Source organism: Lysinibacillus sp. S1, assembly GCF_044986265.1.
GTDB lineage: Bacteria > Bacillota > Bacilli > Bacillales_A > Planococcaceae > Lysinibacillus > Lysinibacillus capsici.
In genome coordinates, this window is the sequence record NZ_CP173154.1 from 1412852 (window position 1) to 1429812 (window position 16961).

16 protein-coding genes and 1 riboswitch are annotated in these 16961 nt (G+C 38.0%); of the genes, 1 reads left to right on the forward strand and 15 read right to left on the reverse strand.

Features of this window, described 5'->3' with window-relative positions:
- Nucleotides 1-70: 70 nt before the first annotated feature.
- Nucleotides 71-256: riboswitch (FMN riboswitch) on the reverse strand.
- Nucleotides 257-399: 143 nt separating this feature from the next.
- The 12 genes from ACHZEU_RS07430 to ACHZEU_RS07485 all read right to left on the reverse strand — a co-directional run bounded on the left by ACHZEU_RS07430 (nt 400) and on the right by ACHZEU_RS07485 (nt 12828).
- Nucleotides 400-1686 (reverse strand): RNA polymerase subunit sigma, encoded by a 1287-nt coding sequence (locus tag ACHZEU_RS07430; protein ID WP_257961741.1) that lies wholly within the window; start codon nt 1684-1686, stop codon nt 400-402.
- Nucleotides 1683-2216, reverse strand: a complete 534-nt coding sequence (sigX, locus tag ACHZEU_RS07435; protein ID WP_009370717.1) for an RNA polymerase sigma factor SigX — start codon at nt 2214-2216, stop codon at nt 1683-1685. Before sigX ends, ACHZEU_RS07430 begins: the two co-directional genes overlap by 4 nt.
- 78 nt (nt 2217-2294) lie before the next feature.
- Nucleotides 2295-4070, reverse strand: a complete 1776-nt coding sequence (locus ACHZEU_RS07440; RefSeq protein ID WP_066036607.1) for an ATP-binding protein — start codon at nt 4068-4070, stop codon at nt 2295-2297.
- Nucleotides 4063-4779: a response regulator transcription factor gene (locus ACHZEU_RS07445; RefSeq protein WP_004232215.1), complete on the reverse strand. Its 717-nt coding sequence runs from the start codon at nt 4777-4779 to the stop codon at nt 4063-4065. The genes ACHZEU_RS07440 and ACHZEU_RS07445 overlap by 8 nt, the downstream gene beginning before the upstream one ends.
- 114 nt (nt 4780-4893) lie before the next feature.
- Nucleotides 4894-6075 (reverse strand): c-type cytochrome biogenesis protein CcsB, encoded by a 1182-nt coding sequence (gene ccsB / locus ACHZEU_RS07450; RefSeq protein ID WP_048391290.1) that lies wholly within the window; start codon nt 6073-6075, stop codon nt 4894-4896.
- Nucleotides 6072-7748: a cytochrome c biogenesis protein ResB gene (locus tag ACHZEU_RS07455; RefSeq protein WP_054550608.1), complete on the reverse strand. Its 1677-nt coding sequence runs from the start codon at nt 7746-7748 to the stop codon at nt 6072-6074. The genes ccsB and ACHZEU_RS07455 overlap by 4 nt, the downstream gene beginning before the upstream one ends.
- A gap of 6 nt (nt 7749-7754) precedes the next feature.
- Nucleotides 7755-8294, reverse strand: coding sequence for a thiol-disulfide oxidoreductase ResA (resA, locus tag ACHZEU_RS07460; RefSeq protein WP_004232210.1), 540 nt, complete (start codon nt 8292-8294; stop codon nt 7755-7757).
- A 317-nt stretch (nt 8295-8611) separates the two neighbouring features.
- Entirely contained in the window at nt 8612-9343 is a 732-nt protein-coding gene (locus tag ACHZEU_RS07465; protein WP_004232209.1) for a pseudouridine synthase, read from the reverse strand.
- A 300-nt stretch (nt 9344-9643) separates the two neighbouring features.
- The gene (locus ACHZEU_RS07470) at nt 9644-10231 is read right to left on the reverse strand and encodes an alkaline shock response membrane anchor protein AmaP (protein WP_233436311.1); all 588 of its coding nucleotides are present in this window, start codon (nt 10229-10231) and stop codon (nt 9644-9646) included.
- Between the two features lie 104 nt (nt 10232-10335).
- Nucleotides 10336-11406 (reverse strand): D-alanyl-D-alanine carboxypeptidase family protein, encoded by a 1071-nt coding sequence (locus tag ACHZEU_RS07475; RefSeq protein ID WP_053075681.1) that lies wholly within the window; start codon nt 11404-11406, stop codon nt 10336-10338.
- Between the two features lie 77 nt (nt 11407-11483).
- Complete coding sequence (scpB, locus tag ACHZEU_RS07480) at nt 11484-12077, reverse strand: SMC-Scp complex subunit ScpB (protein WP_054550606.1); 594 nt, start codon at nt 12075-12077, stop codon at nt 11484-11486.
- Nucleotides 12049-12828: a segregation/condensation protein A gene (locus ACHZEU_RS07485; RefSeq protein ID WP_112117570.1), complete on the reverse strand. Its 780-nt coding sequence runs from the start codon at nt 12826-12828 to the stop codon at nt 12049-12051. Before ACHZEU_RS07485 ends, scpB begins: the two co-directional genes overlap by 29 nt.
- A 55-nt stretch (nt 12829-12883) precedes the next feature.
- Here ACHZEU_RS07485 and ACHZEU_RS07490 point away from each other — a divergent pair, with 55 nt between their 5' ends.
- Nucleotides 12884-13390, forward strand: coding sequence for a DUF309 domain-containing protein (locus ACHZEU_RS07490; protein ID WP_048391294.1), 507 nt, complete (start codon nt 12884-12886; stop codon nt 13388-13390).
- Here ACHZEU_RS07490 and ACHZEU_RS07495 read toward each other — a convergent pair.
- The 3 genes from ACHZEU_RS07495 to ACHZEU_RS07505 all read right to left on the reverse strand — a co-directional run bounded on the left by ACHZEU_RS07495 (nt 13387) and on the right by ACHZEU_RS07505 (nt 16951).
- Nucleotides 13387-13758: a GNAT family N-acetyltransferase gene (locus ACHZEU_RS07495; protein WP_004232192.1), complete on the reverse strand. Its 372-nt coding sequence runs from the start codon at nt 13756-13758 to the stop codon at nt 13387-13389. The two genes, ACHZEU_RS07490 and ACHZEU_RS07495, sit on opposite strands and share 4 nt — an antisense overlap.
- Before the next feature lie 199 nt (nt 13759-13957).
- Entirely contained in the window at nt 13958-15277 is a 1320-nt protein-coding gene (gene lysA / locus ACHZEU_RS07500) for a diaminopimelate decarboxylase (protein ID WP_048391295.1), read from the reverse strand.
- A gap of 225 nt (nt 15278-15502) precedes the next feature.
- Complete coding sequence (locus ACHZEU_RS07505) at nt 15503-16951, reverse strand: spore germination protein (protein ID WP_404804311.1); 1449 nt, start codon at nt 16949-16951, stop codon at nt 15503-15505.
- Nucleotides 16952-16961: the final 10 nt, after the last annotated feature.

The window sequence follows — 16961 nt, forward strand, 5'->3', positions numbered from 1 at the left end:
CTGTTTAAAAAGCCATACAAAAAAAGCGCTCGGTCATAGTTTATTTCATAACAATGAATGACGATCGTACCTCCATCTTCTCCCATCCAGACTTTAACTGTCGGCCTCGGAATCACACCAAGTCAGCCATGCAAATAAATTTGCACAGGTCGCGGGCTGAAGAGCGAAGCATAAACCATTCGAGTTAATGGAAACATTAACGGTTCACCACTCTATTACCGCCGGTCGGGATTTTCACCCTGCCCCGAAGATGAATCATATTATTTTATACTACAACCTTACTATAATTAATTATTAAGAAAAAGTAAATAGTTCTGCTTAAAAAATTCCGATTAGATTTGTAAGTATTGTAAAAATGGAGCATTCCATGTTACAGGAATGCTCCATTTTTGATTTTGACTAAGGCATATATTGTTTATTTGGCCCCACAGGCTTTGGCAAATACGTTTTTAAATCGAATCCTTCCCAGCTTTCTTGGACCACATTATCCAAGCGTAATTGTTGGTCAAAGCTAGCAGCAGTTAACATCATAGCTTCAATCAATTGGGTAGCGCGAATTGGCTCCATCGATGCTAAATCTAAGGGAATATCGAATGTTACGACTACACCTTCTGCTTCCTCTTTCACGGTATATGTTACATTTTCAGGAACCACTGTTACATAAACATCATCATTTTTGTTTTTCATTAGTGTAAGTGCCTCTGTAACATTAGCAAATGTTTGACGGAAATCTGGTGACAGATATTCTGCCCCACTACCATCTTGGTATAAATAATAATTAAAATGCTTGGCGTTTGTTAATGACATAGCTTGACTTGGCTCACCCTCCTGAGAAAACTCATAAGGTGTGCCATCTTCATTTTGAATCTCAACTTCCGTATATTCAGAATCCGAGAAGGTATCCTCTAAAGTCCCTTTGTACTCATTAACGGTAGCTGATGCAACATCATAGTCATTGTCCTTTGGTAATACGTGGACAAGCTTGTCTTCCTTCTCCTTCAGTTCACCTTTAAAAGGATGATAATCCGTAAACCCTTTGGCTTCTTCATCTATTTGAGGAGCATATTTTTCATACATCTGTAGGGTAGAAGGCTTTTCAGTTCCAAAATCAGTTGCTACACGCTCATTTGGTATCACATATGTCATTGGAACACTTTCTGCATCGCGTCCTGCCAAACCAATACGGAAAACGACAGCATCTTTCACATCTTCCTCATAGACAGACGACCGTAAAGATAACATACGCTCATGCTCCGATACAATACTGGATTGAAGTGCCTCATCCTGGGTAGCTGCCTCTTTAGCAGAACGATCTTCCTGTAACGTAGAGTAATTAGCCGTTTCTGGCGTACTAGCTAGATCTTTTTGGCTAGCGTCATTATTCATGAACATGAAGCCAACGAGTACCGTTATCGCGAAAACTGCTGCTACACTCGTAAAAATCGGCATTTTTCGGAACTTAAATCGTGATGGTCGTTCATCTTGTATTAAAGATTTACTTTCTTGTTGTGCTTCTTCATTCTCTATAGGTTGTTGTATCGCTTCTTGTAGGTGACTATTATCCTGCAAGCGAGCATCTGCCATTAACCGATTTAATATTTCTTCTTTTGAACGGCGGTCAGAAAGCTTAGGGGCATTGTTCAAGACATGTTCAAGCTGTTCATCATCAAATGGCTTATGCGTCATTGCCGTTTCGCCTCCTGTTCTCTAATCGGCTGTAGCTGTTGCCTTAAAAATTTAATGGCTCGATGCTGGGTCGTTTTTACCTTAGCTTCTGTCCAATCTAGTATTTGCGCTGTTTCTGCAATCGATAAATCTTGAAAATAGCGCATAATAATGACCATTTTTTGGTCTCCTGTACAGTTTTCAAGTGCTGATTCTACCTGCATAAATTCATCACTGGCCTGTAGCATATCTTCCGGTGATGGCGTGGTTGAATGGAGCTGTTCCGTTTCCCAGTCAAAGAAATCATGTGAATGCTTTTGACGTACAGCTTGCTTTCTAAAATGATCAATTGCTACATTTTTAGCAATAGCAAATAGCCAAGTTTTCTCACTACTATTGCCTGCAAATTGATCGTATGAGCGCAACACTCGTACATAAACTTCATGTGCTAAATCTTCGGCAAGTGTACGGTTTTTTACTAAATATATTAAAAACTGAAACACGTCTTGGTGATATGCATCGTATAGTCGATGGAACACGGAGTCATTCAAAGCACTCCACCCCCGTTCTATAATATTTGTCGTCTTACATTCATAGAAGTTACAGCCAATTAATAGCAATACTTGTTATTAATCGAACGGTAAATAAAACGTGAAGGTCGTACCCTCTTTCAACACACTGTCTACCATAATATTACCTGAGTGTGCCTTCACAATATTTCTAGCAATGGCTAAGCCGAGACCAGTTCCACCCTTGGAACGAGTACGTGCCTTATCTGCTTTATAAAAACGTTCAAAGACATAGGGTAAGTCCTCTTGAGGAATGCCATGTCCTGTATCTTGAACAGATATTTTAGCAAATGTCGGCTCCTGCTCTACTTTTACAGTCACAGACCCTTCATCTGTATGTCTCAGGGCATTGTCAACTAAATTTGTAAGCACTTGTTCAATGCGATCCTCATCTATATTAATCATGGCCTCGTCATTAAATTCACTCTCAAACAGCAGACGAACGTGCTTTTCTTTTGCTACCTGTGCAAATTTTTGTGTAATACGTTCAAAAGTAGAATTAATTGGTAATTCATCTTTATAAAGAGTCATATGCCCTGATTCCATACGTGCCAAATCTAATAAATCTGTCACAAGGCGACCCATTCGCTTCGATTCATCATAAATAATTTTGGTAATCTCATTTCGCTCTTCCTGATCCTGAATAAAATCGTCATCCATTAATGCTTCTGAGTAACCTTGAAGCATGGCAATCGGTGTCCGAAGCTCATGAGAGACATTCGCAATAAAATCCGATCTTAGTTTTTCTAAGCGATGCTGTTCAGTCATATCACGAATAACAGCGACAGCACCACGTATCATTTCCCCACTATAAAGAGGACTAATGGTAAATGTATAATAGCTGCCATCCATTTCAATTTCCTCTTCTAGTTTATCCTCAAACATCAGTGCATGATCAAGCATATGATACAGCTCAGGTGGAATTGGTTTAGCACTTTGGGAGCCTTTGTTGACAAACCATTTTTGCATCAGACGTTCGGCTGGTGGATTACTTAATAATATTGTACGATCTCTATTAAACGTAATCACTGCATCTGTCATAGATGTCAAAATATTAGAAAGCTGTTCGTTTTCTTGATTGATAACCTCTAAATTATGCTTTAATTGACGGCCCATTTGGTTGAAGGCAACGGCAAGCTGACCAATTTCGTCATTTTGGGTAGTAGGCATTTTCGCTTCAAAATTCCCTTTTGCAATTTCAAAAGCTAATTCACGCATTTTTCTTAATGGCGAAGTTATACGTGAAGAAAGGAAGAATGCGAAGAATGTCGTCAACACAAATGCTATGAAGGCTGCTAAAAAGACAATTTTCGTAGTTTCCTTAGACGTTTTATGTAGCGCATCTGGGCTTTGGTAGATGAAGACAGCTCCATGTACTGCATTTTCAACATTTAGGGGAAAACCAAGTACGACATAAGATTCCATCTTTTCTTGATCAGTTGAAGAAGGCATCATCATTTCTTTAATAATCGGCTCATCTGATTGAAACACTTCATGAAAAGATTTATTGGCTAATATAGTATCTTGTATTTCTTTTTTGTTGACACCCTCTTGCATCGCAAAGGACACTTCAACATGACTGATAGCGATCAATGCATTGGTTCCTGTAGGTAAAATATCTTTTAATAATTCAGAGGTAGATTCGGCTGTTTCATTGTCATCTACTATACTTGCTACCGTTGCTGCTGTTTGTCGCAATGAAATTTCTGCTTGCTGCATATGGTAATTTTGAAGAAATTCAAGCATTAATACCGTGAAAACAAATAATACAAATGAAACGAGAAGCAATATGGTTACCCATAGCTTCCCGACAACACTATTCCATATTCTATTCATTGACAACCTCAAATTTGTATCCAACGCCCCAAACCGTCACAATCATTTTAGCAGCGTTTTCAGAAACTCGGTTGAGCTTTTCACGTAAACGTTTTACATGTGTGTCTACTGTGCGTAAATCACCAAAGAAGTCATAATGCCATACCTCTTTTAGTAGTTGTTCACGGTCAAATACTTTGTCTGGCGATTTCGCTAAAAAGTACAGCAATTCATACTCTTTCGGTGTTAAATTAACCTCAATGCCTTCTGCAGTCACACGATGTGCATCATGGTCAATCATTAAGTGTTGGAACACCACTAAATCTTTTGAAGAAGATGCATTAGTCGTTGGTGAGAAAGCCTGTGAACGACGTAAAATAGCCTTCACACGTAACACAACCTCACGAGGACTAAATGGTTTTACGATATAGTCATCTGCACCAAGCTCAAAGCCTTGTACACGGTTCGCTTCTTCGCCTTTGGCAGTTAATAAAATAATTGGTGTTGCTGCGCGCTCTCGAATTTCTGCACACACTTCTAGCCCATCTTTTTCAGGCATCATAATATCAAGTAAAATACAGTGATACTCTTTTTCTAAAGATTTCTCGATCGCTTGTTCTCCATTTTCGGCCTCGTCAACAAGGTATCCTTCTCGCTCAAGATACATTTTTAATAAGCGGCGAATACGATCCTCGTCATCTACTACTAATACTGAAATATTTTCTGACACTTTCACGATCCCTCTCTTCCATCTTTCTCTAACTTCTATTGTACATGGTGTGACACATATTGAAAAGAAAAGAAAGCCTCTTCGCTACAGCGAAAAGGCTTGTTGCTTCACAGGTTACGCGTAGGAGTGTAAACCTGCAAGAATTAAGTTAACAGCAATTAGGTTGAATAAAATAATCCCAAAACCAATTAGTGCTAACCAAGCAGATTTTCGACCTTCCCAGCCTTTTGATAGACGTAAATGCAGGAATGCTGCATAGAATAACCATGTAATAAGAGCCCATACTTCTTTTGGATCCCAACCCCAGAAACGACTCCAAGCAATTTGTGCCCAAATCATCGCAAAGATTAAAGCACCAAGGGAGAATACAGGGAAACCAATCAGCACTGAACGATAACCAATTTCATCAAGTAATTGTAAATTGACACGTTTAACAAGTGGTTGGAAAATGGCACTAATTCGACGGCGAGCAATTAAACGAATTAATAAATACAACACAGATCCTACCAATAATGACCAAACAACGGTTGTTAATTTTTTAGCATTAATTAACGCTGGCATTTCTACTAATGGCGACATGCCATGTTCTTCTATCACTTCATATTCATTCATACCGAATACTGGAGGTAAATTGTAAATAATTTTACGAGTAGTACCTTCTTTATCCACATAATTATAGCTAGACTCATAATCCATAGCACTAAATGTAGATGTTACCGCGACAAATCCAACAACTACTACAAGACAGTACATAACGGCTTCTAACCAAAAACGTTGTTTAGAGGGCTTTGTTAAATCTACTACTTTTAATAAGTAAATAAGTCCTGCCACAGCACTAATGGCTAAAATAGATTGCCCTAATGCTGCTGTAATAACGTGAATTGTTAACCAATGACTTTGTAATGAAGGCACTAATGGACTTACTTCTTTCGGGAACATTGCTGCATAAGCAATAATCAAAAGTGCAACAGGCAGTGCCACTAATCCAAGTGCAGTCAAACGATAAATAAAATAAATTAAGATAAACGCGCCGACAATGAACATACCAAAGGCAGTTGTAAATTCGAACATATTACTTACTGGCGCATGTCCTGTATAAATCCAACGCGTAATAAAATAGCCAAGCTGTGATAGGAAACCAATAATAGTAACCACAATGGCAAGCTTGCCCCATTTGCCAGTATTTTTACCAGTAGCATTACCTTGCTTAATTGAACCACCAAATAATAATGTCGCAACTAGATAAGCAATAAACGCTACAAATAGTAAGTTTCCACTTAAGTCAATCAAACTCATAAGGTGTTGTCACCTTCCTTTTCTTTAATGCCACCAGTAGTGGACTCTTCGCCAGCCTCATCTTTCTCTAACTGATCTTTATACGGAGGCAATGCAGCAAATGTTGTAACAGCATCTAAATCCTTTTTCATGCTGAACATATTTTTGTTGACATGGGCAGCCATTAACACACGGCCGTCTGGTTCCACTTGAAGCCATAAACGACGATGATTCCAGTAAGAGCCAATGGCAACACCGATCATAAAGATGACCCCACCAACAAACAGAATAGGGATGGTACTATCTTTTCGCACCGTAATACCTGACATATCACGCATCTCTGCACTAGCAAATTTCATTCTGTATTTATTTTCACCCAGTGGTTCTAAAGGAGGCTGCATAATTTCAACAAAGCTTACTTCTCCTTCAGGAGTTTCTGGTGTAGTCATTTTAAATAAAAATGCAGGATTATTTGGAATAGACGTTTTAGTCTGAGGTTCTCCATTTTCAAATCCATCAAAATCAGGTGTATAGACAAGAATTTGAACGGATGAACCATTCCCTAAATCATATTCTTTTTTAGGATTTGTTAAATCAATCTCTACCTTACCTAATGATTTCTCTGTCGTCTTATTAATTAATTCAAAATTCATCTGTTTTAATTCATTTAGACGATAATCCATCTGGTAAAGAGCAAAGCCATCTTCTTTCAAAGGATGGTTTACACGAATAGAATAGTCTTTTACTTTTTCTAGATTTTCCGTATCCCCAGGCAATGCGTCTTCAGGTTGCTTGTAAAGTGTAATATCGGTCTGGAAGTTTTTAGCCACTACATTCACACCCTGTTTAACTTGCTCACCTTGAGGTGTATTATCATGTGTTTCTAAAATAAAGTCACGGTTTTCAATGAAATAGCCTTCCATTCCAGTGATAGCTCGTGTTTCACCTTCACGCACCCATATCGATTCATCAACATAGAAGCCTGGAACTAGACGTAGCATGACCCCACCTAAAAAAATGATGAGACCTACATGGTTTATGTACGGACCGTAACGAGAAAAGCGTCCTTTTTCAGCTAAGAGAGCGCTACCATCTCGACGAACAGAATACTTCATCTCAGTCATTTTTTGAGCCACTTTATCAAGCGTTTCCTCCGCACTCGCTGACACTTGTCCTTCTGCAACAATGCGCTGACGCTTCATAAAGCTTTCATGTCTTTTAACACGTTGATTCTTTAATGATTTATAAAGTGGAATGCCTCGGTCAAGACTTGCCACTATAATTGATACTGCTAGCATACCAACTAAAATCTGGAACCACCATGAGCTATATAAATCCGAAAGCCCCAACGTATAATAGATTTTACCGAATGTACCATATACGTCTGCGTAATAAGCCCCCTTCTCCATATCAGAAGCTTTTACGTAAAACTCTTGCGGTAGTAATGTTCCGACTGAAGCAGCAATTAATGTGATAATAATTAAGGATATACCAACTTTAACACTTGAGAAGAAATTCCATATTTTATCAACAAATGATTTGTTATATGTTTTGGAACGAATGGCCATACCATCATAGCGCATATCAACAACTTTATTTTGTTTTTCTTCTTCGGTTAAAGGACGACCACATTTCTCACAAAGCTTCGTGCCGTATGGATTACTATGACCACAAGCACAAATGATTTTTTCCATCGTCATTTACTCCTTATTTGGCTTCACTAATTCCATGTACGAAGCAATATCTTTCTCCGTCATTTCACCTGTAATAATTTTGGCCACTTTGCCTTCTGGATCAATTAACACTGTTGCAGGTAATTGTCCTACATTATAAGCAGTCATAACACTTTTTGTTTTGTCGATAACTACTGGAAATGACAACCCATATCGATCGACAAAATTCTGTACTTCAAAATCTGTTTGAGCAATATTGACAGCTAATGTTTGTACACCGTGATCTTTAAATTCTTGATACTGATTGTCCATTGCGGGCATTTCCTTCTCACAAGGCTTACACCAAGTTCCCCAGAAATTTAAAAATACCCCTTGCCCTTTATAATCCGACAATTTATGTTTTTCACCGTTTAAATCTACTAACGTGAAGTCAGGTGCCTCAGAGCCTACTGCTACTAACTCTACTTTTTCCTTTGTTGCTGTTCCATATACTGTGTACCCGATTGCCAACGCTAACACAGCTAAAATGACAGTTCGCAGTACAAGACGTTTTTTCTTTTTCTCCAAGTTAATAAACCCCCTATCAATTACGGCTTGCGTTGCTTTTACATATTGAAGAAACAAATAGAACTTTTTCACTCTCTATACGTCTATAAATATGTAAAAGCTTCTTTCACATTGACGTCAACAATACCGGATTAAATGTGTTACAGCTTTTTTGAACAAACTGCTACTAGGTGTACTATTCTCACCTATTATAGCAAAATGATACAAAAACACTTAGCTATTAATTATGAATGATTTATGAACGATTTCACCACAAAGAAAGTGTAAACATCCAAATACCTCTATTGGTATCCACACTTTCTTCTGGCAAAATTGCATTAATCAAGCTTTCCTGTTTCTGCTAACACGCGTAGTTGCTTTACTTCATGCTTTGATAATTCACGGTATTCTCCTGGAGCAAGACCAAATAAATCTAAAAAAGCAAAGCGTTCGCGTTTTAATTTAACAACAGGTGTTCCAATCGCTTCAAACATACGACGAACTTGGCGATTGCGCCCTTCATGAATCGTAATTTCACAAATAGCTTTGCCCGCTTTTTCATCGAAAGATGTCATACTTACCTTAGCAGGTGCTGTCTTTCCATCCTCTAATTTGATCCCTCGTTGAAGCTTTTTAAGCCCTTCAATTGTTGGCACTCCTTTGACACGAGCGATATATGTTTTGTCAATTTTAAATTTCGGATGTGTCAACATATAGGAAAATTCTCCATCATTTGTCAATAGCAATAATCCAGATGTATCATAATCAAGACGACCAACTGGGAAAATACGTTGCGGAATATGATGAAATAAATCTGTGACAGTTTTGCGTCCTTTATCATCTGTAACTGCAGAAATTGTTCCACGTGGTTTGTAAAGTAAGAAATATACCTTATCTTCTTTTTCTAGTTTTACACCTTCTACTTCAATTGTATCGGAATTAGATACCTTTGTTCCTAACTCACGAACCACTACACCATTTACTTTAACTTTACCTTCTAAAATCAATTGCTCTGCCTTGCGCCTTGACGCAACACCTGCATAGGCAATGACCTTTTGTAATCTTTCCATTTTTTCACCTCTAGTTTTCTTTCACATTGACACGTTCGTCATCATTCGATTTCGATCCAATGAATAGGGTTATTTTTCCCGCTAATCTGTGAAAATTATGTCATACTTTTAGACATTATTAAAGAAAAACAAATTTCACATTTTTTAATTAAGTATTCCGACTAATTTCTCGTTCGTTAATTTCTTAACATTTGAACCGAGATTTTGTTTTGTTTACTAGCAGTATACTCATTTGATAATCATGCGAATCGATTGTAAAATGTTTATTTTGACACAAAAAAAGCTACCATTCGGCAGCTTTTATTTGTATACATTTTCAATTGTTAGGCCACGCTGCTTTAACTCATTGGCTATATAGTTTTTAGCCAGTACCATGTTGCCTGCCAAAGGTTCCTCAATTGTGGAACCATCTTGAAATGTAAAAACCAGATGATCAGGCTTTGTCACACCACTTTTTTCTAGATTAACCTGCTCAACTTTCACTATTTCTTCCCACTCGACAAAATTTACTTTTAAACTAAAAAATGGATTCATATGAATACCTCTTGAATCTATCCATTTATAAGTATTAAAGCTTAATGCGATGAAACCTAAGGCAATTAATAAGGAAGTAGATACTAGACCACGTTTTATATTCTTTCTTTTTTTCGTTTTAGGTATGATCAAATAATTGATTAGTAGTACGAGGGCCATGACAAATAAAGAGACCATAAAGATAATATAAGCATTAAAATAAGGTGCAAAATAATAAAATTCATTAGGTCGATATAGTATCTCTTGAATTGGATATAGAAGAATGACAGGCACAATTAAACTTGATAAGAATAAGATAATGATTAGCCCAAATTGAATTTGCCTACCATTACTTTCCATTGAAGCTTTCCTCAATTTCCTCACCCCTTTTTTCGAAAATTAAGAATTTTACATTCATTATCATTTTACCAAATTTAACATCAATTGATCAAATAATGTAAAAAATCAGCAAATCGTTTTTAACGATCCGCTGATTCAACTTTTACTGGCGTTGCATAAATCCGTTCTTCTCCTATAAAGATAGACAAGACTGCTTCTTGGCGTTTCCTTGAAACATGTAATACTTGCCTCACCTGTTCTTTTTCCTCTTTATTTAACTGTAGTCTAACGGGCTCTTGTAAACGAATAGCCAACTTTTTATTGACATTGTATTTACCCTTTTTCACTACTGTTTCAAGACTATAATCTTGCCATACTTTATTGGATAAGCCTCGATGTACATTCCAATCATCTGATTCATTTAATGTGACGACAACGCAGATTTGCCCGTCCTTTTGAAAGGCCGTTGCAAGTGTTCGTCCAGCAACCTTAGTAAAGCCCGTTTTTCCAGCGAAAGCAGTACCAGTGGCTGACTTTAAGGAACTAACAGGCTGTTCTGTCTCATCATCTATATCTGCTGCCATTCCTGAACCTTCTCTTAATAGACGGTGTTTATTTTCCCATAACATTCCGTTTACTGTATTTGCCCGATAAAGTACCGTTGAAGCAATTTTCTCAAATGTTTTATTTTGCAACGCAAGTCTTAACATCTCAGCAGTATCTCTTGCAGACGATAAATGCTCATCATGATGAAGACCAGAAGGATTCATAAAGACGGTATTGGTAAGACCTGCAATAACAGCTCTTTCATTCATTAATTTGACAAAACCCTCTACAGACCCTCCTACATGTTCGGCTAAAGCTGTTGCAGCATCATTGCCGGAACGTAGCATTAAGCCATACAATAACGTTTCAACTGTCACCGTTTCACCAGCCTGTAGGTAAATAGAGCTCCCCTCAGCCATAGCAGCCTTAGGTGATATAACGACTTCATCCTGCAAGTCACTATTTTCAATTGCCACAAGTGCTGTCCAAATTTTTGTGAGGCTAGCAATAGGTAATCGTTCATCGCTATTGGATCCAATTAAAAGTCGACCTGTATCGCCATCCAAGACAGCATAGCCGCTTCCTCCTCTTGCAAAGCTAGCCTGAGGAAGCATTACCATTAACACAATGATCATAAACAGTGTTAAACGAAATAACCGAAGCAACGAGCCACTCCTTATTCAATGTGATAGGAAATTATAGATTTAAATTTATGTTGAAGGCTACGCATTATACCTAACCATTATTTTGCTCCGCTAAAAGTCTCTTGGAACTTCGTCATAAATAAATCTGTTTCTTGTTCTGTATCAGCAAGGTCCTCTTCAGGTAGAGGAGGCATTTCTTCTATACTATTTAAGCCAAAATAATGTAAAAATTCTTTTGTTGTTCCATATAAGATGGCACGTCCAGTCCCTTCTGACCGTCCTACCTCTTTAATTAATCCTCGTGAAACTAATGTTTGGATTGGCCGTTCACACTTCACACCGCGCAAATCTTCTATTGCTACACGTGTAATGGGCTGTTTGTATGCCACGATCGCTAACACTTCAAGGGAGGCTTGAGATAAGGATTGTGCGGTTGGATTTTCTACTAATCTTTGAATCGTATCGGCAAAATCAGATTTTGTAATGAGCTGATAAACGCCTGCAATTTCTTTCACCGTGATTCCTCTTGTTAAATCTTCTTCGTAGGTTTCTCTCAATGTATTCATTGTTTGCAGAATCAGCTCTTCCTGCTCTCCTAAGAGTTGTGAAAGTTGTTTGATCGTTAAGCCATCATCTCCYACAACAAATAATAAGGCTTCAATTCTACTTTGTAACATCAATGTTTTCGTCATCTTCCCATTCCTCCTTCTGTAAGGTAACCGTTAATTCTTCAAAGTTACCATCTTGCTCTACGATGACGACCTGACGTTTCATCAGTTCAAGTAGGGATACAAACGTCAGAATAAGTGTTGGCTTATCTTCATAGGGAAAAAGCTCGAAAAATGATGCACGTCCACCTGTTAATCGTAAAGAATCCACAACAGAGCGCATTTGATCTTTTACTGATCGCTCCTGCCTTGCTACAGTTGTTTTTAATGGTTTCTTTAATTTTTTGCGACGCATCAATTTTTGAAATGCTCCAAGCATATCATAGATATTCACATTCAAATCAAATAAAGCCATCTGTTCTTCTGAGGCTAATCCTGTTAAATCAGCAGGTGGCCTCGTAAATACCTGTGCTCGGTCTGTTTCAAGCTCCTGCAAATTACTAGCTGCTTCCTTGTATTTTTTATATTCGATTAAGCGTTGCACGAGTTCTTCACGAGGGTCAGGGCCGTCCACTTCTAATTCTGCGTCCTCCATCTCTCCTTCGTGAATTGGCAATAACATGCGGCTTTTAATTGCCAGTAACGTTGCTGCCATTACTAAATATTCACTTGCTTCATTTAACTCTAGTACTTGCATTGCATGTATATGGTCGATATATTGTTGTGTAATTTCAGCCATTGGGATATCATAGATATCAATTTCCAATCTGTGAATTAAATGCAATAATAAATCAAGAGGCCCTGAAAAGGCTTCTAATTTTACTTCATAAGACATTATTTTACCACCCTGAGATTCTATGTTCTTTTAGTATAGTGGAAAGGAGTCCAAAATGCATCCACAGCATCATACTTTATTTATAGATTACTGTGCCTATTTTAATGGCAATCAAGATTTTTTTGAATGCCATGAAGTGCTAGAGGAATATTGGAAGGAAATTGCACCTGGTGATAAAATGCATCCGCTTGTCGGCTATGTGCAGCTGGCAACAGGTTTCTATCATTGGCGACGTGGTAACAATACTGGTGCTAAACGAATTTTAGAAAAAGCACTTCATAACTTTCAAGAAAATGAAGGGCATGTTTTTTTCCAAGAAATTGATTATCTTGAACTCCTAACACAAATAACAAAAGCTATCACTTCGATTAAAACGGGCAAGTCCTTTCAAACTTTCCAGCTCCCTCTTTCACCTCACTTGCTGGATTTAGCCCTAGCACGTATAAAGCTTTTGCCATCAAATAGCTCAAATTATCTTCTTCATAAACATATGCTTCGAGATCGCTCACATATTCTTGCAGAGCGACAAGAAAGCAAACAAAGAAAAAGCAGACGTTGTTAATCGTCTGCTTTTTCATCGATACAATGAATACATTTTTGAACAAAACTACGTGTTTCATCTGTAGCACGCACACTTTCATATTGGCCAAGTTCCGCCACTTCTTGAAGCATCTCCGTTGCTACTCCCTCTCCCCTATAGGAAGGGATCACCGACACGTGCTGGATTGTGGCTATATTATGCTCGTCAACAACAAGCCCTACAATGCCAACATATTCATCATTCTTTTTCCATAAGTATAAAACCCAATTATCGTCATTTTCATAGGAGTGGATGGTTTCTGTAAGCTTTTTTACGTCTTTTTCGTTAGGCATAAATGAAAGTAGCCCCATTGCTATTTTCTCTAAAGCTTTTTTATATCGAATTAACATATTTGTCTATTCCCTCTTTTTCTAGCTGTACATAATCTTTGACTATCCTACACGATTTGTACTTTTACCGCAAGCCAATTTCTGTCTTACGAACCAGGTCCGAGAATACCTTTCGACGCCAACACCCAATAGACTACGCCCCATAATAAAATAAATGTTGTAATGGACGCTAGTAATACCCACTTATTTTTCCTCAAATTTACTCACCCTTTTTTAAAGTTAGCGGGAGATCGTTTTGCACAATATCTTCATAACTTTCGCGGCGAATAGCTAGTTGATGCTGTCCATCCTCTACAAATACAACTGCAGGTCTTGGCACACGATTATAGTTACTAGCCATCGAATAACCATACGCACCTGTACAGAAGATGGCTAACACATCACCTGAAGCAGCATCTTGTAGTTTAGCATCAATAATTAATTTATCGCCAGATTCACATAATTTACCAGCAACTGTATAGAGCTCATCTTTCGGCTCATTCGCCTTACTTACGATGACTGCCTCATACTTAGCGTCGTATAATGCGGGACGGATATTATCGCTCATACCTCCATCGACAGCAATATATTTTCGCACATCTGGCACAGTTTTTTGTGAACCGATTGTATAAAGAGATGTTCCTGCATCACCTACAAGTGATCGACCTGGTTCAATCCAAATTTCCGGCATCTTCAGTCCAAGAACAGTTGCTTTATTTTTGACAACTGTAATCATATCCTCTACATATACTTGTGGTTCAAGCGGTGCATCTTCTTCAGTATAACGAATACCAAAGCCCCCACCTAAGTTTAACACAGTACATGTAAATCCGTGAGTCTTGTTCCAATCAGAAATTTTGTCAATCAATTTTTCTCCAGCCAATCCAAAACCGGCAGTGTCAAAAATTTGTGAGCCAATATGGCAATGTAAACCAAGTAGCTCTAGGAATTCATGGTTAAATGTTTGTTGGAATGCTTCATCTGCTTGACCATTGTTTAAGTCAAAGCCGAATTTTGAATCTGCTTGACCTGTCGTGATGAAATCATGCGTATGTGCTTCAACACCTGGTGTAACACGTAATAATATACGCATTTTTTGCTGACGGCGCTCCGAAATATCTTTTAAAAGCTGTATTTCATAGAAATTATCTACAACAATACATCCAATCTTGGAGTCAAAAGCTAGCTCTAATTCAGCAATGCTTTTATTGTTACCATGAAAATGAATGCGCTCTGCAGGGAAACCTGCCTTTAAGGCAGTAAATAATTCTCCACCAGATACAACATCCAATGATAAATTTTCTTCTGCTGCTAATTGATACACCGCTACACATGCAAATGCTTTTGAAGCATAAGCTACTTCTGCTTTTACACCTAGTTTTTTAAACGTATCGATAAAGCTGCGCGCACGCTTACGAATAAGTGCAGTATCATACACGAAAAGTGGTGTACCATACTCTTTTGCTAGCTCTAATGTGTCTACCTGTCCAATTGTTAAATGACCATCTTCAGAAATCGCTTGTGTTCCATATAAATGCATGTGCATCTCTCCCTTTTCACATCGTTCCATCTTGTTATTTTTACGGTTTGAAAGTGGAAGGGTTCTTTACTATATTAGAACCATTCCATCAAAAAATTATTTCCCTCACATATAAAAAAACAAATGTATAGTTCTTGCTTTTTCTTGAATGAAAATAATTTTTGCAAAAATCACAAAATACTATATGTGAACTTTATCACATGAAAAAAACGAGTGCAACGGCTCCTATGATCTTTTTCGCTGTTTGGAAGCGACTACATAAGGTCTGAGTGCATCTGCTGTCATTGGGAAGCGAATAATGACGCGAAGCATTGCTGTTGGAAAGAATGGAACAAGCGGCCATAAATAAGGTGCCTGCATTGGTCGCAATGAACATAAATACGTAAACAATAAAAATAAACCAATAAATAACCCATTGACACCCCAGAGACCCGTCATCAGAAGTAGCAGTAACCTAAAAATTTTAATGGAGATACTAAGCTCATAGGATGGAATAATGAAAATAAGAATGGCTGCCACCGCTGTATAGAGMACCACCTCTGAAGAGAATAATCCAACATCAAYCGCAATTTGACCAMTGATTACCCCCGCAACCMATCCCATCSCAGYGGAAAATGGATACGGAGTATGAATGGCGGCCATCCTCAAAAATTCTATTCCAATATCCGCAATCAAAATTTGTAGTAATAAAGGTACATGCGATTTCTCCTCCGTACCTAAAAAGGAGAGGGCATCTGGAAGTAGGGATTCATTCGTTGCAAATACATACCACAATGGCAATAAAAGTAAACCCATTACAGAGCCAAAATATCGCATAAAACGTACAAACGTCCCTACTGTGGGTGCCTGACGATATTCCTCTGCATGCTGCAATAAATGAAACACTGTAACAGGTACTAAAATAACGGATGGAGAAGTATCGACTAATATAGCTATATGCCCTTCAAGTAGATGAGCTGCAGCAATATCAGGTCTCTCCGTATAACGTACAAATGGAACTGGGTGGAACTTTTGTTTAAAGAGCCATTCTTCTAATGATTTATCGGCCATCGTCAAGCCATCATGATTTATTTGTCCAAGACGCTGTCGTAAACTTTCGAGCATATCTTCATTGGCAACATCCTTCATAAACGCGATCGCCACGTCGGTTTGACCGATTTTGGATATTTTATGTAGCTCGAAACGTAGATTACTATTACGAATTCGCCTACGTATTAAGGCTGTGTTTTGAGAAATCCCTTCTGTAAAGCCATCCCTTGATCCACGGATAACTTTTTCATTATCTGGCTCTTCTGGAGAGCGTCCTGGATAGTTTCTAAGCTCTGCAACATAGCAATAGCCACTTTTAGTAATAAAGGTGACTTGTCCACTTAAAATGGCTAGTAAATAGGCTTTACGCTCTGTTTCTTCTGAACGTCCATGGAAATTAAAGTAAGACTCAAAATATTCCTTCTCATCCTCTACATCAATTTCAATGTCCTCATCTGGAAGCATGCTAGACAGCAACTGTGTTAAAGCTTCTCCATCTACAAGCCCACTAATATATGCACAAAGGACCGGCAAATCTTTGACAAATAAGTGTTTAATACCAACGTCAAACGATTCGCCGTCACCAAATTGTTCGATAAGAAAATCTTCGGCTTCTTCTAAGCTGTTAAATAATTTATTTGTCATGCTGTCACCA